This window comes from Enterobacter sp. UPMP2060, assembly GCF_053709655.1.
Genome location: NZ_JBSKJQ010000002.1, coordinates 116,384 through 135,403, shown reverse-complemented (window position 1 = coordinate 135,403; position 19,020 = coordinate 116,384). Strand labels below are relative to the sequence as shown.

Annotated in this window: 18 protein-coding genes; 9 read left to right on the top strand and 9 right to left on the bottom strand. The window is 56.7% G+C overall.

Features of this window, described 5'->3' with window-relative positions:
• Positions 1 to 34: 34 nt before the first annotated feature.
• Both narQ and acrD read left to right on the top strand, forming a co-directional pair.
• Entirely contained in the window at positions 35 to 1,729 is a 1,695-nt protein-coding gene (gene narQ, locus ACWKXN_RS06045; RefSeq protein WP_454543475.1) for a nitrate/nitrite two-component system sensor histidine kinase NarQ, read from the top strand.
• 142 nt (positions 1,730 to 1,871) lie between these two features.
• Positions 1,872 to 4,985 (top strand): multidrug efflux RND transporter permease AcrD, encoded by a 3,114-nt coding sequence (acrD, locus tag ACWKXN_RS06040; RefSeq protein ID WP_454543474.1) that lies wholly within the window; start codon positions 1,872 to 1,874, stop codon positions 4,983 to 4,985.
• Positions 4,986 to 5,094: 109 nt separating this feature from the next.
• Here acrD and ypfM read toward each other — a convergent pair whose 3' ends face one another.
• On the bottom strand, positions 5,095 to 5,154 hold the full coding sequence (gene ypfM / locus ACWKXN_RS06035) for a protein YpfM (RefSeq protein WP_015572204.1): 60 nt from the start codon (positions 5,152 to 5,154) through the stop codon (positions 5,095 to 5,097).
• Positions 5,155 to 5,541: 387 nt separating this feature from the next.
• Here ypfM and ACWKXN_RS06030 point away from each other — a divergent pair, with 387 nt between their 5' ends.
• The 3 genes from ACWKXN_RS06030 to ACWKXN_RS06020 are packed head-to-tail and all read left to right on the top strand — an operon-like array spanning position 5,542 to position 7,252.
• A complete protein-coding gene (locus tag ACWKXN_RS06030) occupies positions 5,542 to 5,892 on the top strand; it encodes an ArsC family reductase (protein WP_033146164.1) in 351 nt (116 codons plus the stop codon).
• 10 nt (positions 5,893 to 5,902) lie between these two features.
• Positions 5,903 to 7,030 carry a succinyl-diaminopimelate desuccinylase gene (gene dapE / locus ACWKXN_RS06025; RefSeq protein ID WP_039263709.1) on the top strand — a complete coding sequence of 376 codons (1,128 nt, stop codon included), beginning with the start codon at positions 5,903 to 5,905 and terminating at the stop codon, positions 7,028 to 7,030.
• A gap of 24 nt (positions 7,031 to 7,054) precedes the next feature.
• Positions 7,055 to 7,252 (top strand): YpfN family protein, encoded by a 198-nt coding sequence (locus ACWKXN_RS06020; protein ID WP_014171111.1) that lies wholly within the window; start codon positions 7,055 to 7,057, stop codon positions 7,250 to 7,252.
• A 38-nt stretch (positions 7,253 to 7,290) separates the two neighbouring features.
• On the opposite strand, the gene ypfH is transcribed toward ACWKXN_RS06020, so the two are convergent.
• The 6 genes from ypfH to dapA form a co-directional block, all read right to left on the bottom strand.
• On the bottom strand, positions 7,291 to 7,986 hold the full coding sequence (gene ypfH, locus ACWKXN_RS06015; RefSeq protein WP_047060714.1) for an esterase: 696 nt from the start codon (positions 7,984 to 7,986) through the stop codon (positions 7,291 to 7,293).
• 73 nt (positions 7,987 to 8,059) lie between these two features.
• On the bottom strand, positions 8,060 to 10,006 hold the full coding sequence (locus ACWKXN_RS06010) for a tRNA(Met) cytidine acetyltransferase TmcA (protein WP_454543473.1): 1,947 nt from the start codon (positions 10,004 to 10,006) through the stop codon (positions 8,060 to 8,062).
• Entirely contained in the window at positions 10,006 to 10,875 is an 870-nt protein-coding gene (gene ypfJ / locus ACWKXN_RS06005) for a KPN_02809 family neutral zinc metallopeptidase (protein WP_029739971.1), read from the bottom strand. Before ypfJ ends, ACWKXN_RS06010 begins: the two co-directional genes overlap by 1 nt.
• A gap of 120 nt (positions 10,876 to 10,995) precedes the next feature.
• The gene (gene purC / locus ACWKXN_RS06000; protein WP_023332985.1) at positions 10,996 to 11,709 is read right to left on the bottom strand and encodes a phosphoribosylaminoimidazolesuccinocarboxamide synthase; all 714 of its coding nucleotides are present in this window, start codon (positions 11,707 to 11,709) and stop codon (positions 10,996 to 10,998) included.
• Positions 11,710 to 11,818: 109 nt separating this feature from the next.
• Positions 11,819 to 12,853: an outer membrane protein assembly factor BamC gene (bamC, locus tag ACWKXN_RS05995; protein ID WP_454543472.1), complete on the bottom strand. Its 1,035-nt coding sequence runs from the start codon at positions 12,851 to 12,853 to the stop codon at positions 11,819 to 11,821.
• Between the two features lie 16 nt (positions 12,854 to 12,869).
• Positions 12,870 to 13,748, bottom strand: a complete 879-nt coding sequence (gene dapA, locus ACWKXN_RS05990) for a 4-hydroxy-tetrahydrodipicolinate synthase (RefSeq protein ID WP_033146170.1) — start codon at positions 13,746 to 13,748, stop codon at positions 12,870 to 12,872.
• Positions 13,749 to 13,893: 145 nt separating this feature from the next.
• Between dapA and ACWKXN_RS05985 the strand changes: the two genes are divergently transcribed.
• A complete protein-coding gene (locus tag ACWKXN_RS05985) occupies positions 13,894 to 14,463 on the top strand; it encodes a glycine cleavage system transcriptional repressor (protein ID WP_045888584.1) in 570 nt (189 codons plus the stop codon).
• Complete coding sequence (bcp, locus tag ACWKXN_RS05980; protein ID WP_032659360.1) at positions 14,463 to 14,933, top strand: thioredoxin-dependent thiol peroxidase; 471 nt, start codon at positions 14,463 to 14,465, stop codon at positions 14,931 to 14,933. Before ACWKXN_RS05985 ends, bcp begins: the two co-directional genes overlap by 1 nt.
• A 96-nt stretch (positions 14,934 to 15,029) precedes the next feature.
• On the opposite strand, the gene ACWKXN_RS05975 is transcribed toward bcp, so the two are convergent.
• A complete protein-coding gene (locus tag ACWKXN_RS05975; RefSeq protein WP_033146172.1) occupies positions 15,030 to 16,094 on the bottom strand; it encodes an AI-2E family transporter in 1,065 nt (354 codons plus the stop codon).
• Between the two features lie 221 nt (positions 16,095 to 16,315).
• Between ACWKXN_RS05975 and bepA the strand changes: the two genes are divergently transcribed.
• Positions 16,316 to 17,779 carry a beta-barrel assembly-enhancing protease gene (bepA, locus tag ACWKXN_RS05970; protein ID WP_454543471.1) on the top strand — a complete coding sequence of 488 codons (1,464 nt, stop codon included), beginning with the start codon at positions 16,316 to 16,318 and terminating at the stop codon, positions 17,777 to 17,779.
• An 18-nt stretch (positions 17,780 to 17,797) separates the two neighbouring features.
• Positions 17,798 to 18,154 carry an arsenate reductase (glutaredoxin) gene (gene arsC, locus ACWKXN_RS05965; protein ID WP_023308762.1) on the top strand — a complete coding sequence of 119 codons (357 nt, stop codon included), beginning with the start codon at positions 17,798 to 17,800 and terminating at the stop codon, positions 18,152 to 18,154.
• Here the strand turns inward: arsC and ACWKXN_RS05960 are convergent.
• Complete coding sequence (locus ACWKXN_RS05960; protein ID WP_454543470.1) at positions 18,151 to 18,975, bottom strand: XRE family transcriptional regulator; 825 nt, start codon at positions 18,973 to 18,975, stop codon at positions 18,151 to 18,153. The genes arsC and ACWKXN_RS05960 overlap by 4 nt on opposite strands.
• Positions 18,976 to 19,020: the final 45 nt, after the last annotated feature.

Below are 19,020 nucleotides of genomic sequence, written 5' to 3'. Positions count from 1 at the left end.
TGTAGCAGATCAATTTTATTCAGAGAGCCGTTCTGTGACCGTTAAACGACCCGTTTCCGGAAGCCTTGCCTGGGCTTTCTTTTCGATAATTGCCTTATCGGTGCTGACAAGTACCGTCGCGCTGCTGACGCTAGCCAGCAGCCAGCGTGACGCCGAAGCCATTAATATCGCGGGTTCGCTGCGCATGCAGAGCTATCGTCTGGGCTACGAGATGCAGCGCAACAGCCCTGCCCTTGCCGCGCATCGCGACAGCTGGCAACGGACGCTGAGCGCGCCTGCCCTGCAGAAGCTGAACCGCTGGTACGTCCCGGACAATGTTAAAGCGCGCTACCAGCAGCTGCACGTGGCCTGGCTGGAGATGGATGCACACATCGCCCGCGGCGACAGCGCGTGGTATCAAACCCACATTGAGGATTTTGTTGGCCGCATTGATGCCTTTGTGCTCGCCCTCCAGCACTACACCGAACATAAAATTCAGACGGTGACCCTGCTCTCGCTGGCGGGCGCCCTCGGGATCCTGCTCCTGACGCTATTTACCCTGCGACGCATCCGTCGCCAGGTGGTGTTGCCGCTTAACAATCTGGTGGCGGCCAGCGAACGGATTGAGCGAGGGGAATTTGCAACCCCGGCGCCGGATACCGCCCTGCCGAACGAGCTGGGCCAACTCTCCCGCGCCTTCAACCACATGTCCGCCGAGCTGGCTACGCTCTACCGTTCGCTCGAAGCCTCGGTCGCGGAAAAGACTCGGCATCTGCATGAAGCCCACCAGCAGCTCGACATGCTGTTCAAATGCTCTCAGGCGCTGAATACCGGCCAGATAGACAGCCACTGCTTTCGGCATATCCTGCAGATTGTCCATGACTATACGCAGATGAATTATCTCGAACTGCGCACCAGCGACGACTGGCGGCTGTCTGAAGGGACGGAGTCACATGGCATTCCTCTGCAGCACCTGCCGGTACTGATGCAGGACACCCTTTACGGCGAGCTGCGCTGGCAAAGCGAGACGGACAGCGTCCCCCTTCCGCTGATGAGAAGCGTGGCGACCATGCTCGGGCGCGGGCTGTACTTTAACCAGGCGCAAAAACATTACCAGCAGCTGCTGCTGATGGAAGAGCGCGCCACCATTGCACGCGAGCTGCACGATTCGCTGGCGCAGGTGCTGTCGTATCTGCGCATTCAGCTTGCGCTGCTCAAACGCGCCGTGCCCGAGGAAAATACCCCGGCGCAGACCATCATCACCGACTTCTCCCGCGAGCTGAACAATGCCTGGCAGCAGCTGCGCGAGCTGCTTACCACCTTCCGCCTGACGCTGAACCACGCGAACTTACCCGCGGCGCTGCAGGAGTCCCTCGACGTCCTGCAGAGCCAGACGCAGGCGAAGCTGCATCTCGACTGCCGCCTCTCCTCGCTGGCGCTGGACGCGCAAAAGCAGGTGCATTTGCTGCAGATCGTGCGTGAGGCCGTGCTGAACGCCATTAAGCACGCGCAGGCCAGCGAGATCACCGTCAGCTGCGTGACCGCCGTGGACGGTACGCACAGCGTCAGCATTCGCGATAACGGCATCGGGATTGGCGAAGCCAGCGAGCCGCCGGGCCATTACGGCCTGAACATTATGCGCGAACGCGCGCAACGGCTCGGAGGAATGCTGCACTTCTCGCAGCCGCAAAACGGCGGCACGCTGGTCAGCGTGACGTTCCCGGCGCCCGCGCCGTTAACGGGTAAATAACGGTAAAGGAGGACGCGCGGGAAAAAGCGCATGATAATTTACATTATCTCCTTTATTTCTCCACGTTTGGCCTGGGCCTTACCGCTAAAGTTATGCGGGCAATAAACAATAATGACGTGCAGCAAAACGAGGTCACTCTTTCATGGCGAATTTTTTCATCGATCGCCCCATTTTTGCCTGGGTGCTTGCCATCCTGTTGTGTCTGACAGGTGTCCTGGCGATTACTTCACTTCCTGTTGAGCAATACCCCGATCTGGCACCGCCTAACGTGCGCGTAACGGCAAACTACCCCGGCGCTTCCGCACAAACGCTGGAAAACACCGTGACGCAGGTTATCGAGCAGAACATGACGGGTCTGGATAACCTGATGTACATGTCCTCACAAAGTAGCGCCACGGGCCAGGCGACGGTTACCCTGAGCTTTAAGGCGGGCACGGACCCGGACGAAGCGGTGCAGCAGGTGCAAAACCAGCTGCAGTCGGCCATGCGCAAGCTGCCCCAGGCGGTGCAGAATCAGGGCGTGACCGTGCGTAAAACCGGTGATACCAACATTTTAACCATCGCGTTTGTCTCGACAGATGGCTCGATGGATAAACAGGACATTGCGGACTACGTCGCCAGTAATATTCAGGATCCCATCAGCCGTATCAACGGCGTCGGGGATATCGACGCCTATGGCTCACAATACTCTATGCGCATCTGGCTCGATCCCAACAAGCTGAACAGCGTCCAGATGACGGCAACCGACGTGACGAATGCCATCAAGGCCCAGAACGCCCAGATTGCGGTGGGGCAGCTGGGGGGAACGCCGTCCGTCGATAAGCAGGCCCTGAACGCCACTATCAATTCGCAATCCCTGCTGCAGACGCCGGACCAGTTCCGCAACATCACCCTGCGCGTGAATCAGGATGGGTCGGAAGTGCGTCTGGGCGATGTCGCCACGGTGGAAATGGGGGCGGAAAAATATGACTACCTGAGCCGCTTTAACGGCAATCAGGCCTCCGGTCTGGGGATAAAGCTTGCCTCGGGCGCAAACGAAATGGCCACGGCGAAACTGGTGCTGGACCGTCTGGACGAGCTTTCACAGTATTTCCCGCACGGGCTGGAGTACAAAGTCGCCTACGAAACCACCTCCTTCGTTAAAGCGTCGATCGAGGACGTGGTGAAGACCCTGCTGGAAGCCATCGCGCTGGTGTTCCTGGTGATGTATCTGTTCCTGCAAAACTTCCGCGCGACGCTGATCCCAACCATTGCCGTTCCCGTGGTGCTGCTGGGGACCTTTGCGGTGCTTTACGCGTTCGGGTACAGCATTAATACCCTGACGATGTTTGCGATGGTGCTGGCGATTGGCCTTCTGGTGGATGATGCCATCGTGGTGGTTGAAAACGTCGAACGCATCATGAGCGAAGAAGGACTCTCCCCGCGCCAGGCGACGCGCAAATCCATGGGGCAAATTCAGGGGGCGCTGGTCGGTATCGCGATGGTGCTGTCGGCCGTCTTTATCCCGATGGCCTTCTTTGGCGGCACCACCGGGGCGATTTACCGTCAGTTCTCGATAACCATCGTCTCGGCGATGGTGCTCTCCGTGCTGGTGGCGCTGATCCTCACCCCCGCGCTGTGCGCCACCATTCTGAAACCGCTGCACAAAGGGGAGCAGCACGGGCAAAAAGGGTTCTTCGGCTGGTTTAACCGGATGTTCAACCGCAATGCCGCGCGGTATGAATCTGCCGTCGGTGGCGTGCTCCATCGCAGCCTGCGCTGGATGATGATTTACGTTGTGCTGCTGGGCGGCATGGTCTGGCTGTTTATGCATCTCCCCACCTCTTTTCTGCCGATGGAAGACCGCGGCATGTTCACCACCTCGGTGCAGCTCCCGAGCGGCGCAACGCAGCAGCAGACGCTGAAAGTGGTCCAGAAAGTGGAGCAGTACTTCTTCACCAAAGAGAAAGATAACGTTGTGTCGGTCTTCTCCACCGTGGGCTCTGGCCCAGGCGGAAACGGGCAGAACGTCGCCCGCATGTTCGTCCGCCTGAAGGACTGGGACGAGCGCGATACCCGAACGGGAACGTCATTTGCCATTATTGAACGTGCGACCAAAGCCTTTGCGCATATTAAAGAGGCGCGCGTCTTCGCCAGCAGCCCGCCGGCGATAAGCGGTCTGGGCAGTTCCGCCGGGTTTGATATGGAGCTGCAGGATCACGCCGGTGCGGGCCACACGGCGCTGATGGCGGCACGCGATAAGCTGTTAGCGCTGGCGGGCAACGATCCTGACCTGACCCGCGTTCGCCATAACGGTCTTGACGACAGCCCGCAGCTGCAGGTGGATATCGATCAGCGTAAGGCGCAGGCGCTGGGCGTCTCGATCAACGATATCAACGACACCCTGCAAACGGCGTGGGGCTCGAGCTATGTGAATGACTTTATGGATCGCGGCCGCGTGAAAAAAGTGTATGTCCAGTCCGCCGCGCCGTTCCGCATGCTGCCGGATGATATAAACCGCTGGTTTGTCAGGAATAACGCTGGCGGCATGGTGCCGTTCTCCGCGTTTGCCACCTCGCACTGGGAGAGCGGTTCGCCGCGTCTGGAGCGCTATAACGGCTACTCTGCGGTTGAAATCGTCGGGGAAGCTGCGCCGGGCGTCAGTACCGGTACCGCTATGGATACCATGGAAAAACTGGTCCAGCAGCTGCCCGCCGGTTTTGGTCTGGAGTGGACGGCCATGTCCTACCAGGAGCGTCTCTCCGGGGCACAGGCTCCCGCACTTTACGCGCTCTCTCTGCTGGTGGTCTTCCTCTGCCTAGCCGCACTGTATGAAAGCTGGTCGGTACCGTTCTCGGTCATGCTGGTCGTGCCGCTTGGCGTCATCGGTGCGCTGCTGGCGACCTGGATGCGCGGCCTCGAGAACGATGTTTACTTCCAGGTGGGTCTGCTCACCGTGATTGGGCTATCGGCGAAAAACGCCATTCTGATCGTTGAATTTGCCAACGAGATGAATGCCAAAGGCCACGAGCTGATGGCCGCCACGCTGCACGCCTGCCGTCAGCGCTTACGCCCGATCCTGATGACGTCGCTGGCGTTTGTCTTTGGCGTACTGCCGATGGCAACCAGTACGGGTGCAGGCTCCAGCAGCCAGCATGCCGTCGGGACGGGGGTGATGGGCGGCATGATTTCGGCAACCATCCTGGCCATTTACTTCGTGCCGTTGTTCTTTGTGCTGGTGCGTCGTCGCTTCCCGTTAAAGGAACGCGCTGAGTAAGTGATTGAAATAAAAAAAGGCGGCTTTATCGGCCGCCTTTTTATTGTGTGATTAATTCACACTATGGTTATTTTACTTATTTTAGTGCTCTTGCAATTCTTACTGAATGTCATTTACGAAGCATGCCTTCGATAAAATCTTTCCAGTTCCCCAGTTCACGTTCAATCATAACAACCTCTCTTATTATTATGCGCATTCTACAAAAACGGACCATCATTGTGAAGACTATTTAACCAATTGCTGTGATTGTACCCCACGTCCTGCGGGGATTTATGATAAATATGAACGGAGAGGCCTCAATTTTTTGTGACGGCTGGCAATATTTTGAAATAACCCTCCGAACGGGTGAGTTTTATTTTACCCGCTGAGTTTATTCGAAATTTAAACTTTATGGACATCTATGCTTAAAGGGTGAAAGAATATTCAGCGTACAGATGTGAGTTGAATTAAGAAGAAGCGTAAATCCAGACGATTCCTGAATGTGTTATATTCCACTTAAGGATATATCTTCGAATTTACTGAACATTTAATCATCATTAGGTCAAAAGGATTCACCATGGTTGTGATGTACGGCATTAAAAATTGCGACACCATAAAAAAAGCCCGTCGCTGGCTGGAAGCAAACGGCGTGGAGTACCGTTTCCACGATTACCGAGCCGACGGGCTTGATGCAGAATTTCTGCATAGCGCGATCGGCGAACTGGGGTGGGAAGCCCTGCTGAACACGCGCGGCACCACCTGGCGTAAGCTGGATGAATCTCTGCGCGCCAGCATCAACAACGCCGACAGCGCGGCAAAACTGATGCTCGACATGCCGGCAATTATCAAACGCCCATTGCTCTGCGCGCCAGGGCAGCCTATGCTGCTGGGTTTCAGTGAAACCCTTTATTCCGACTTTTTTCGTTGAGGTGTAGTTTATGTCATGCCCGGTCATTGAGCTGACTCAGCAGCTTATTCGCCGTCCTTCCCTTAGCCCGGACGACGCAGGTTGTCAGGCACTTATGATTGAGCGCCTGCGTGCCATCGGTTTTACCGTTGAACGCATGGATTTTGGCGATACCCAGAACTTCTGGGCGTGGCGCGGCCAGGGTGAAACGCTGGCCTTTGCCGGGCATACTGACGTCGTTCCCGCCGGTGACGCGGATCGCTGGATTAACCCGCCGTTTGAGCCGACCATCCGCGACGGCATGCTGTTTGGTCGCGGCGCGGCAGACATGAAAGGCTCCCTGGCGGCGATGGTCGTGGCGGCAGAGCGCTTTGTGGCTCAGCATCCAAACCACAAAAACCGTCTGGCGTTTTTAATCACCTCCGACGAAGAAGCCAGCGCCCATAACGGCACCGTGAAGGTCGTTGAAGCGCTGATGGCGCGTAACGAGCGTCTCGACTACTGCCTGGTCGGTGAGCCGTCCAGTACCGAAGTGGTGGGTGATGTTGTCAAAAATGGGCGCCGTGGCTCGCTGACCTGTAACCTGACCATTCACGGCGTTCAGGGGCACGTTGCATACCCGCATCTGGCCGATAACCCGGTCCATCGCGCTGCGCCAATGCTGAGCGAGCTGGTGGGCATCGAGTGGGATAAAGGCAACGAATTCTTCCCGCCAACCAGCATGCAGATCGCGAACGTCAAGGCCGGGACCGGCAGCAACAACGTGATCCCGGGTGATTACTTCGTCCAGTTTAACTTCCGCTTCAGCACCGAACTGACCGATGAGATGATCAAGGCGCGCGTTATCGCGCTGCTGGAAAAATATCACCTGCGCTACACCGTGGAGTGGTGGCTTTCCGGCCAGCCGTTCCTGACGCAGCGCGGTAAGCTGGTGGATGCGGTGGTGAACGCCATCGAGCACTATAATGAAATTAAGCCACAGCTGCTGACAACGGGTGGCACCTCAGACGGACGCTTTATCGCCCGTATGGGCGCCCAGGTTGTCGAACTGGGTCCAGTGAACGCAACCATTCATAAAATCAATGAGTGTGTTAATGCGGCAGATTTGCAACTGCTGGCCCGTATGTATCAACGTATTATGGAGCAACTCGTCGCCTGACGAACGCTCTGAGAGGAATAGCGAATGGATTGGCTTTCAAAGTACTGGTGGATTCTGGTGTTAGTTTTTCTGGTTGGCGTATTGCTTAACGTGATTAAAGATCTTAAGCGCGTTGACCATAAAAAATTTCTCGCCAACAAACCGGATCTTCCCCCGCACCGTGATTTTAACGACAAGTGGGACGATGACGACGACTGGCCGAAGAAGGACCAGAAGAAGTAATCGTTAAGTTTCCCCTCTCCCCGGGAGAGGGGGAAACCTCACATAAACTCTACAATATCATCGTTATCCGGCTTGCCGCCGCTGAGCGCTTCATCAAAGTAGTGCTTTGGTACGGTATAGCGCAAACGATCGAGCGCGAACTGCATGCTACGGTCGTCAATCGCGTGGCCCAGATCGTCAACAATATCCAGCGTCACGTCCCCACCTTCGCGAATCAGCGCTTCCTGAGCGGCAACCGCATGCGAGAGCTCAATCACCCGGTCTTCACCACCGTGGATCAGGTGGATCGTGGTCTGCGTGGTCGCGCTTGTCGGTAACGTCGCAAAACGGCCGTTAAACGCAATGACGCGTGACGTCAGACCCGGCTGCGCTTTTACGCTTTCCAGCGACATGATTGACCCCTGCGAGAAGCCAATCAGCGCGGTCGCGTCAGCACCCACGCCGCTCTGCTGCTGCCAGTAGCGGACGATGTCGATAAAGGTAGGCATGATGGCGTCGATGCGAGCCTGACGATTCTCTTCCGTCACGCCCTGAACAGAGAACCACTGGCGTCCGTTCGGACCACATGGCTCTACGCCACCGATGCTGACAATCAATGCCTCCGGAAACACGGGCGCAAACCAACTGCCAATCTGACCCATATTGACGGCATTATCGCCAACGCCATGAAACAGAAGCAGTAACTGTTTAGCCGGTTTGTCAGGGCTTTGAACAACAAAATGGTCGTGTTTCATGGTGGTCTCCTTAATAGATGACCTGGATTCTACGCCTCCCGACGTGAATGACCATGCCACTTTACTGAAGAAGTCATTGAAAAAATTGCCATTGCAAAATGTCTTCTTTCAACTGCTGGCTACGGAGATAATCAAGACTTTCAATCGCTTGCGCGGTTTCATTTCGCAACGTTGCCAGCAACGCTTTTCGCCCGACGTCTTCCGTTTTTCCGTCCATTTTCCCGCGCAGGGCCGGAAGCGGCATATCCACGGTTAACAACAGCCGCGTCAGTGCGGCAACCGAGGTTGAAAACGCCCGATGAGCAAAAGCAAACCCCGCCAGCTCCAGCCAGTCGTCATTATTAAGGGTAGCTTCCCAGCCGTCTTCCACGGGGATCTTTTCACCGTTCCAGGCCGATAGCACCCGCGCATCGCGCTTCAGACGACGCTGCGCCTGTTCACACAGCTGACGCCCGGCCTCGCTCTGGGGCAGCAAGGCCATCGCGGTGTAGCAGCCGCTGCTGGCTTCACGATGGCTGCCCATCCGCACCAGCACAAACCCACATTGCTGCCAGAAACGCCACAGCTCATCGGTATAACCAAAGCTCACCGACAGATAGTCTTCGCCGCTGGCGCCGCGAACAAGCGCCTGGCCAATCCCTTCCCGCTGACGGTGAGGATGTACGGCAATGCGGGTCACCCGTCGTCCTCTCAGCGTCGCCGCCAGCGGAGAGCCGCCGTGCGCCGCAAGAGACTGCGCCACCAGGTTACCGCGCGGACGCCGGTACCCTGCCCATACGGCGCGGCTAAGCTCGGGGGAGAGCCCGCCCTCCTCCACCAGCCAGAGCGCCCCGGCGATATCCGGGTCCGTTTCGGCAACGGCAAACTGCTGCCCGGGCGCGTCCATCATGCGGCGTAAATCGAGCGGCGAGGTACGATAATGCGCCGCGCAGAGAAGCTCGTATACGCCCGCTGCAAGCGCCGGGCGGCTTTTCCATGCCGTCGGCGTCAGGGACGTTAAACGCACCTCCCCTTCCGGGCGTCGGTCAATCAGCGTATCGTCAAACAGCAGCGCGCTGGCAACAACCCGCTCAAGCGGGCAGCCCGCCGCCCAGCGTACCGGTGTAGATAAGCTGTAGCGCTGCAGCCCGGCAAACCGACCGCAGAATTTAAGCAAGAATCCCCGGCCCGTCCCCTCATATCCCTGCACCGTGGTGGTCAACAGCACGCGAGGGAAACGGACAGCTAACTTTTCAAGCAGCGGACCGGGGATCGCAGCGGCTTCATCGACAATGAGCCAGTCAGCCTGGCGTGAAGAGGCAAGCAGCGCGTCCGGGGCTATAAAATGAAAACGCTCTCCGGCAAAGCGGGCGATGATATCCGTCGCCCCCTTCGACGGCGCGGTAACCACGGCGCTGCCGGCAATGCGGTTCAGCAGCATTCCCGCCAGGGCTGATTTTCCGCGCCCGCGCGCGGCGGTGACGGCCACGATGCCCTCCGGCATCCCCAGCAGCACATCCAGGATCTCAGCCTGCTCGCGCTGCGGGGCGCCGCTGGCAGGCTGCCAGTCTGGCGCGTCGGGTAAAGGCGGAAGGGATAACCCGCGGCCCTGAAGCCAGACAATCGCGTCGGGATCGGCGTCAATCGTCCGGCAGAAATGGTGGACAAAATGCGGCGTGGCTATCGCTTCGGCGCCGTCGCTCCAGCGCAGTGAATCGCTGTCTGGCAACCCGGGCCACGCATCGAGCGGCGGAACCCGCAGCACCAGAAGGCTTCCGGCGCTCAGCGTTCCGCTCAGGGCGGCAAACGCGGCGACATCAAACCCGGCGCTGGCGTCAAAAACGGCATGCCGGAACTCGCGTCCCAGCAGGCCGCTGATGGCTTTTGAAGGATGTTCGTCAAGCCTTACCCAGTCTCCGGGCAAGGCGTCACGCAGGGCAAGCGCCTGGGTTAACGTCCACTGCGCCTCACCGCTGAGCACCACCAGCCGACGATGGCCGGTGCGCTCAAGCTCGCTTATCAGCTGTTCAAACTCCAGCATTACATCGCTTTGCCGAAGGTATTACACTGCGCCGGATCGCCGCTGTCGAAGCCGCGTTTGAACCAGCTATAGCGCTGCTGTGAGGTACCGTGAGTGAAGCTGTCCGGCACGACGCGTCCCTGGCTCTGCTGCTGAAGACGGTCGTCACCAATAGCCTGAGCGGCATTTAACGCCTCTTCAAGATCGCCGGATTCCAGCACGCCCTGCTGCTGCATGCTGTGGCCCCAGACGCCCGCGAAGCAGTCCGCCTGCAGCTCCATTTTAACGGAAAGGCGGTTCACTTCAGCCTGAGACGCATTTTGCTGGAGCTGGCGCACTTTGGGCTCAATCCCCAGCAGTTTTTGCACGTGATGACCGACTTCATGCGCGATCACGTAGCCCTGGGCAAAATCACCGTCAGCGCCAAGCTTGCGTTTCATGTCATCGTAAAAAGAGAGATCGATATAGACGGTGCCGTCTGCCGGGCAGTAGAACGGCCCCATCACAGATTGCCCGGTACCGCATCCGGTGCGGGTTGCCCCCCGGTACATCACCAGCTTCGGCTGCTGGTAGGTACGCCCCATCTTCTCAAACAGCTGACTCCAGGTGTCTTCTGTTGTGGCGAGAATAACGGAGGTAAATTTGGCCGCTTCATCTTCATTCGGGCTGATGGAGCGCTGAGAATGCTCCTGCTGCTGCAGCGGCTGACCGGTCATCAACCCGGTAAGGTCAACGCCGTAGTAACCCGCGACTAAAACCACAATCAGCAGGATGATACCGCCCTTGCCGCTGGGTAACCGGAAGCCGGGCCCACCCATTGAAGGACCGCCGCCGCCATCACTGCGTCTGTCTTCTACATTGTCACTTTCACGACGCCCTTGCCAGCGCATAACCACCTCGAACTATTCCATTTATAATAGCTATGATCGTAGGCGGTTAACGGCAAGATTACCATAGGAAACAAAGGTAAGACGCCAAAGGATGGGAACATCCTTTGGCAAGTGAGGGAGTTAGTCGAGCTTAACGCCTAAACGGTGAGCAACCGCTTCGTACGCTTCAATCAGGCCACCCAGGCTCTGACGGAAACGGTCTTTGTCCATTTTATCCAGGGTTTCTTTATCCCACAGGCGGCTACCGTCTGGTGAGAACTCATCGCCCAGCACCACTTCGCCTTTGAACAGACCAAACTCCAGCTTGAAGTCGACGAGAATCAGGCCCGCGTCATCAAACAGTTTTTTCAGCACGTCGTTGGCTTTGTAGGTCAGCTCCTGCATACGCGCCAGGTTCTCTTTGCTCACCCAGCCGAAGGTTTCGCAGTAGGATTCGTTGACCATCGGGTCGTGCATAGCATCGTTTTTCAGGAACAGGTCGAACAGCGGTGGATTCAGTTCGATACCTTCTTCAATGCCCAGACGCTTCACCAGGGAGCCCGCCGCACGGTTACGAATAACGCACTCAACCGGAACCATATCCAGTTTTTTCACCAGACATTCCGTATCGGACAGCAACGCTTCCATCTGGGTCGGGATGCCCGCTTCGGCCAGTTTGGTCATAATGAAGTGGTTGAACTTGTTGTTCACCATGCCTTTACGATCGAACTGCTCAATGCGTGCGCCATCCCCTGCTGACGTATCATTGCGGAACTCGAGCACCAACAGATCCGGGTTTTCCGTGCTGTATACGGTCTTCGCTTTGCCACGATACAACTCAGCTTGCTTCTGCATCTTCATTACTCCTGGTGTGATGATTTGTGTTCAAAACTGGGGATATTATGCCACGCACACGTTTGCGTAGCACTAAAATAAAAAGGGCTGGATTCACCAGCCCTCGTATTTATTTGCTGAATGCTGCCTGGAAGACAGCGACCAGCGCATCGTTCTGCGACTGGGTCAGCGTATGACCTTTTGGATCGATAAACTGCAGACTGCTGCGGTTATCAAGGTCGCCTACCTGAATCTTGTAGTCACCGGAGGCAAGCTGAGGATCTTTCGCGCCCAGTTCCTGCCATGCGCTGTCGGAGAGCGGCTTATACGTTGCCGTCATGCTGCCGGTTGAACGCGTGCTGTCGTTCACTTTCATGCCCACTTTTTCAAGCGTCGCTGGCAGACGCTGCCAGGTCTGGTTAAACGGTGCACGCACCACCAGCATTGGCAGGCCGGTATCATCCGCACCGCTTTGCACATCGAAGGTCGCGCCGTTGCGGCTCTGCGCGGCGTTGGCGGCATCGGTAGCGGTCTTATCCAGACCTGCGGCAATCACGTTCAGCATTTCGGTGCTGTAACGCTGCAGGGACGCGGCATCCGCAACCGGTTTACCCGCCTGCTCCAGGTTCAACAACTTAACGTTAACCGCCTGCTGGTAACCCTGTGGTTTAACGGAGACTTGATAACGACCGCGGTACTGCTGGTCTTCATCCAGACGGTTCCATTCGATCCAGTCGGTGGTTAACGTCTGGCTGGCGTCATCGCGTTTATCGATGGTGTAGTTCTTCGACTGAATGACGCTGACAACCTGCGGCCACAGCGTGCTACCGCGCGCGCTCTCAACCATCAGAGACGCCGTATCACCGGTGAACTGGGTACGCGCCCCGCTCACCAGCGCCAGAGGCTGTGCTGGCGGACGAATATCAAGCGCTTTACCGACCAGGCCGCTGCCGTTGGTCACGGGAATATTATAATCGCCGTTCTGAATCGGCAGGATCATACCAGCCGGTGCGTGAAGTTCAGCAAGCGGGGTCGCATCCAGATAGGATTCATCACCGCTCACCTGGCGCTTGTAGCGCGAATCTGAACTACAGGCAGCGAGCAGCATAACAAGCGAAACACTCGCAACCTTCGCCAGGCGCGACTTCTGTACTGAATAAGCCATCAAATCTCCCTAAACTCTACAGCAAACCGGCATGCTTCAGCGCCGCCCTGACGATGTCACGACCGTGGTCGGTAATCGGTGTCATTGGCAGACGCAGCGTATCGGTTGCTACAAGCCCCAACTCCTTACATGCCCATTTCACTGGGATCGGATTGGGTTCGACAAATAATTTATTGTGCAGCGGCATCAGACGCTGATTAATGACGCGCGCTTCATCAAAGTGACCGGCTGCGGCCAGTTTGCACATTTCAGCCATATCGCGCGCCGCAACGTTTGACGTTACGGAGATCACGCCATGACCACCGAGCTGCATAAAGTCCAGCGCGGTCGCATCATCACCACTCAACAGGATAAAGTCGTCTGAAACCAGCTCTTTGATCTGATGAACGCGGCTTAAGTTCCCTGTCGCCTCTTTAATACCGATAATATTTTTTACTTCCGAGAGACGACCAACGGTTTCCGGCAGCATATCGCAACCGGTACGGGACGGCACATTATACAGAATTTGTGGCAAGTCAGTATGTTCAGCGATGGCTTTGAAGTGCTGGAACAAACCTTCCTGAGTAGGACGGTTGTAATAAGGGGTCACCGTCAGACAGCCCACGATGCCGCTGTCGTTAAAACGTTTGGTCAGGCTGATAGCTTCTGCGGTTGCATTAGCCCCTGTCCCCGCGATGACCGGAATACGTCCGTCCGCCAGTTCCAGGGTCAGCATCACCACATCGCCGTGCTCGTCGTGGCTCAGCGTTGCGGATTCACCGGTAGTCCCTACCGAAACGATCGCCGAGGTTCCGTTGGCGACATGGTAATCAATGAGCTTCTTCATGCTTGACCGGCAGACATTACCTTTTTCATCCATCGGTGTAACAAGCGCGACAATACTTCCCGTGAACATGAGCCATCCTCTGTGCGAACAAGAGCCTCAATGTTACGTTTGGAACTGTAATAAAAGCAAGCGACCTGAGGCTCGCAGGCGGTTGTATGCATGTTTTTTTTATGCTTTCCTTAGGAAGACTTAACCATGCAAAGGAAGAACAGGTTTGACAACCTCATCACAACATTACCTGGTTATCACTGCGCTGGGTGCCGACAGGCCGGGTATCGTGAACACCATCACCCGTCACGTAAGCAGCTGCGGCTGTAATATCGAAGACAGCCGTCTGGCGATGCTTGGCGAAGAGTTCACATTTATTATGTTGCTTTCCGGGACATGGAACGCCATTACGTTGATTGAATCGACCCTGCCGCTGAAGGGGGCCGAACTGGATTTGCTGATTGTCATGAAGCGCACCACTGCGCGTCCGCGTCCGGCACTGCCTTCTACCGTCTGGGTACAGGTTGAAGTGCCTGATTCACCCCATCTGATTGAGCGTTTCACCGCGCTTTTTGACAATCATCAGATGAATATTGCCGAACTGGTTTCCCGTACGCAGACAAGCGATGACCAGGGTCTTCCGGTGCTGTTTATTCAAATTACCGCGCACAGCCCTGCCTCACAGGATGCGTCAAATATCGAGCAAGCGTTCAAAGCCCTCTGTACAGAATTAAACGCGCAGGGCAGTATAAGCGTCGTCAATTATTCGCAGCACGAACAGGATGGAGTTGAGTAATGAACCCACTGAAAGCCGGTGACATCGCACCGAAATTTAGCTTACCGGATCAAGACGGCGAGCAAGTAAATTTGACCGACTTCCAGGGACAGCGTGTTCTGGTCTATTTCTACCCGAAAGCCATGACCCCCGGCTGCACCGTACAGGCCTGCGGCTTACGCGACAACATGGACGAGTTGAAAAAAGTCGGTGTGGAAGTGCTGGGTATCAGCACGGATAAACCAGAAAAGCTGTCACGATTTGCTGAAAAAGAGCTGCTGAACTTCACGCTGCTTTCTGATGAAGATCATCAGGTGTGCGAGCAGTTCGGCGTCTGGGGCGAGAAGACGTTTATGGGTAAAACCTACGACGGCATTCACCGCATTAGCTTCCTGATTGACGCTGACGGTAAAGTTGAACATGTGTTTGACGACTTCAAAACCAGCAACCACCACGACGTGGTGTTGAACTGGCTGAAAGCAAGCGCCTGATAAACAGCAAAACGGCAACCCAGGTTGCCGTTTTTAATGTTTTCCCCCTCTCCCCGTGGGAGAGGGTCGGAGTGAGGGCATCAGGCCGCACAAAGACTACTTCTCTTCCACCGCCGGCACATCCGGCCACGCGTGGACCACGGCCTTAATCAGCGTCGCCAGCGGAATCGCAAAGAACACGCCCCAGAATCCCCACAGCCCGCCGAAAATCACCACGGATAAGATAATCACCAGCGGATGCAGGTTCACCGCTTCGGAGAACAGCACCGGTACCAGCAGGTTACCGTCCAGGCCCTGAATAATCAGGTACACCGCAAAGCAGCTCCAGAACTCTGTCCCCAGCCCAAACTGGAACAGCGCGACCCCAACAACCGGAATGGTCACCACAAACGCGCCGATATACGGAATCAGGACCGACAGCCCCACCAGCACCGCCAGCAGCAGCGAGTAGTTCAGGCCGAAAATCAGGAAGCCAATCCAGGTGGCTACCCCCACGACAATCATCTCCAGCACCTTGCCGCGAATGTAGTTTGTGATCTGCTGGTTCATCTCTTCCCAGACCTGCCCTGCCAGCCCGCGGTTGCGCGGCAGAATACGGCGCACGGCGTTGAGCATTTGATCTTTATCTTTCACCAGGAAGAAGACCATCAGCGGCACGAGCACAAGGTAAACCGCCAGCGTCAGCAGTCCGACCAGCGAGGCCAGAGAGTACTTCACCACCGAATCGCCCATCGTCATGATGCGGGCGCGCATATTTTCGGCCATCGCGTCAATAATCCCGGCATCCATCAGGGCCGGGTAACGGCGCGGCAGCGTGGCGGCAAAATCAGACAGCTTGTTCAACATGCCGGGCATGTCGCGGATCAGGTTAATTCCCTGCTGCCAGGCGACCGGCATCACCACAAAGGCCATTAGCAGCAGGATGCCGACAAACAGCACCAGCACGATGCTGGTCGCCCAGCGGCGGGAACAGCCGATGTGTTCCAGGCGCGCCGTCGGCCACTCCAGCAGGTATGCCAGCACAATCGCCACCAGCAGGGGCGCGAGCAGGCCGCTGAAGAAGAACAGAATACCGAACCCGGCAACCAGAATAACCAACAAAGCAATGGCTTCCGGGTCGCTGAACCGACGCCGGTACCACTGCATTAACATTTCGAGCATACAACCCTTCCCTGAATCGAATGGCGGGAGTGAGACGGTGAATTGTATCTAACTGTCACAAAAAAGACTTTCGCTTTTTGTATCCCGATCGCAATCCGCAAAAGCCTGATGAATGGGATTTTCTTCATGCTGTAACACGGCTACACTCGCAGAGCAGCAGAGATGAACGTTATGCCGGTTCATCGGTCAAATTAGCACATCCAACATACAGGACAGTGGTTATGTTCAGGCAGTTGAGAAAAACACTGGTTGCAACACTGATTGCCGCGGTGACGGTCGGTCAGGTGTTGCCCGCTTTTGCTGACTCGTCCGATTCATTGCCGGACATGGGCACCACAGCAGGAAGCACGCTCTCTATTGGGCAAGAGATGCAAATGGGGGATTACTATGTTCGCCAACTGCGCGGTAGCGCCCCGCTGATCAACGATCCTTTGCTGGTACAGTACATTAACGGGCTGGGGATGCGTCTGGTTTCGCACGCCGACTCGGTAAAAACGCCCTTCCATTTCTATTTAATCAATAATGACGAAATCAACGCCTTCGCCTTCTTTGGCGGAAACGTGGTGCTGCATTCGGCGTTATTCCGTTATTCCGACAACGAAAGCCAGCTGGCCTCGGTAATGGCGCACGAAATTTCGCACGTCACCCAGCGTCACCTGGCGCGCGCCATGGAAGACCAGAAACGTAACGCCCCCCTCACCTGGGTGGGCGCACTGGGCTCCATTCTGCTGGCGATGGCCAGCCCGCAGGCCGGGATGGCGGCCCTGACCGGTACGCTGGCGGGAACGCGCCAGGGGATGATCAGCTTTACCCAGCAAAACGAACAGGAAGCGGACCGCATCGGGATTCAGGTGCTGCAGCGTTCGGGCTTTGACCCGCAGGCCATGCCGAGCTTCCTCGAAAAACTGCTCGATCAGGCGCGTTACTCTTCCCGTCCGCCGGAAATTCTGCTGACCCACCCGCTGCCGGAAAGTCGCCTGTCGGACGCGCGTAACCGTGCCAACCAGATGCGTCCGGTGGTGGTCCAGTCTTCGCAGGATTTCTACATGGCGAAGGTGAGAACGCTGGGGATGTACAACTCCGGGCGTAACCAGCTCACCAGCGATCTGCTGGATACCCTGGCGAAAGGCAACGTGCGTGAGAAAAACGCCGCGCAGTATGGTCAGGCGCTCCAGGCGATGGAAGCCAGCAAATACGACGAGGCGCGCAAAGCGCTGCAACCGCTTCTGGCTGCCGACCCTAACAACCCGTGGTACCTCGATCTGTCGACGGATATCGATCTGGGCCAGAAGAAAACGGCCGATGCGATTAACCGTCTGAAGGGGGCGAAAGACGTCCGTACCAACCCGGTGCTGCAGCTTAACCTGGCGAACGCTTACTTACAGGGCGGTCAGCCTGGCGAAGCGGCGACCATTCTGAACCGCTATACCTTTAACAATAAAGACGATCAAAACGGCTGGGATCTGCTCGCTCAGGCGGAAGCCCAGCTCGGCAACCGCGATCAGGAGCTGGCGGCGCGTGCCGAAGGTTTTGCCCTGGTGGGCCGCCTCGATCAGGCGATTTCCACGCTCAGCAGCGCCAGCGCGCAGGTCAAGCTCGGCAGCATCCAGCAGGCCCGTTACGACGCGCGTATCGATCAGCTGCGCGGCCTGCAGCAGCGCTTTAAGCCGTACGAAAAGATGTAATAAAGGAGAATTCACGTCATGACAGACGCCGTAAAAATTTATCACAACCCTCGCTGCTCCAAGAGCCGCGATACCCTTAGCCTGCTGAAGTCTAACGGCGTTGAGCCGGAAGTGGTGCTGTACCTCGACACCCCACCTGACGCGCAAACCCTCCGCCAGCTGCTGCACATGCTGGGAATGGGCAGTGCAAGAGAGCTGATGCGTCAGAAAGAAGATTTGTATAAGTCGCTTAACCTGGATGACAGCCGTCTCACCGAGGCTGAGCTGATCCAGGCGATGGTTGAAAATCCAAAGCTGATTGAGCGCCCGATAGTGGTGGCGAACGGCCAGGCGCGCATTGGACGCCCGCCGGAAGACGTGCTCGAGATCCTCTAGTCCTTATGCCGCAGCGCTTCCAGAAAGGCCTGCGGCGTACTCTCTCCCAGCTTTTTCTGCGCTTTTCCCCGGTTGTAAAATTCGCACAGCTGGATCAACAGCTCGCCTGCCGGTTCACTGTTCAGACGTGGGATGATTTCACATAGCGGTAGATCAACCTGAACGACGCGGTATTGCTGTGGATGCGCCGTTACGGTGGCATTGCGCTCCTCAAGCTTCACCTCAAAACCAAAAGTCTCAACAGATTGAATATCAGCCGGACAGGCTGCCAGCGCGTCGTTCGCCCAGTGGGCCAGCAGCTGCGGAGAAATGCCCGCGTACAGCCGGGCGTAGCACCAGCCGCTCACGGGTTCACGCGCCCACAGCAGATGCAGTTCCCCGCCATCGTCCATATGCAGCGACAGAGGCTGATGATGTAACAGGAGTTTTTGCGGCACGATACCTGCCTTCAGCGCCTTTTTTCCCTGCAACGTCGCGCCCTTCTGCTTTATCGAAGCCGGTTTGAGATAGCGGTTCAGGGTCGCGCGGGACACGGCGATCCCGAGTTCGCTATTGACCATCTGCAGCAGTTCGTCCAGCGGGGCGCCAGTGTTATCCCGCAGGGCATTGACCAGCGCAACCTGCTCCTGTCTCAATGCTTTGTGTATCACTTTTGGCGTCGTGTGATTATCCGAAACCTGCTCGCGGTTGCGCCAGCGCCTGACGGTAGTGACCGAAATACCCAGCTCGGTAGCCAGCTCCCTGTCGCTTTTATCTGACTGCTGTAGATAGCGACGGATGCGCGGCGTCGTGGTGGCATTAGCATGCAGTTTAATTTCCATCGCAGAATCCTCCAGAACCAATCTTATGAGATTTATACTACGCCA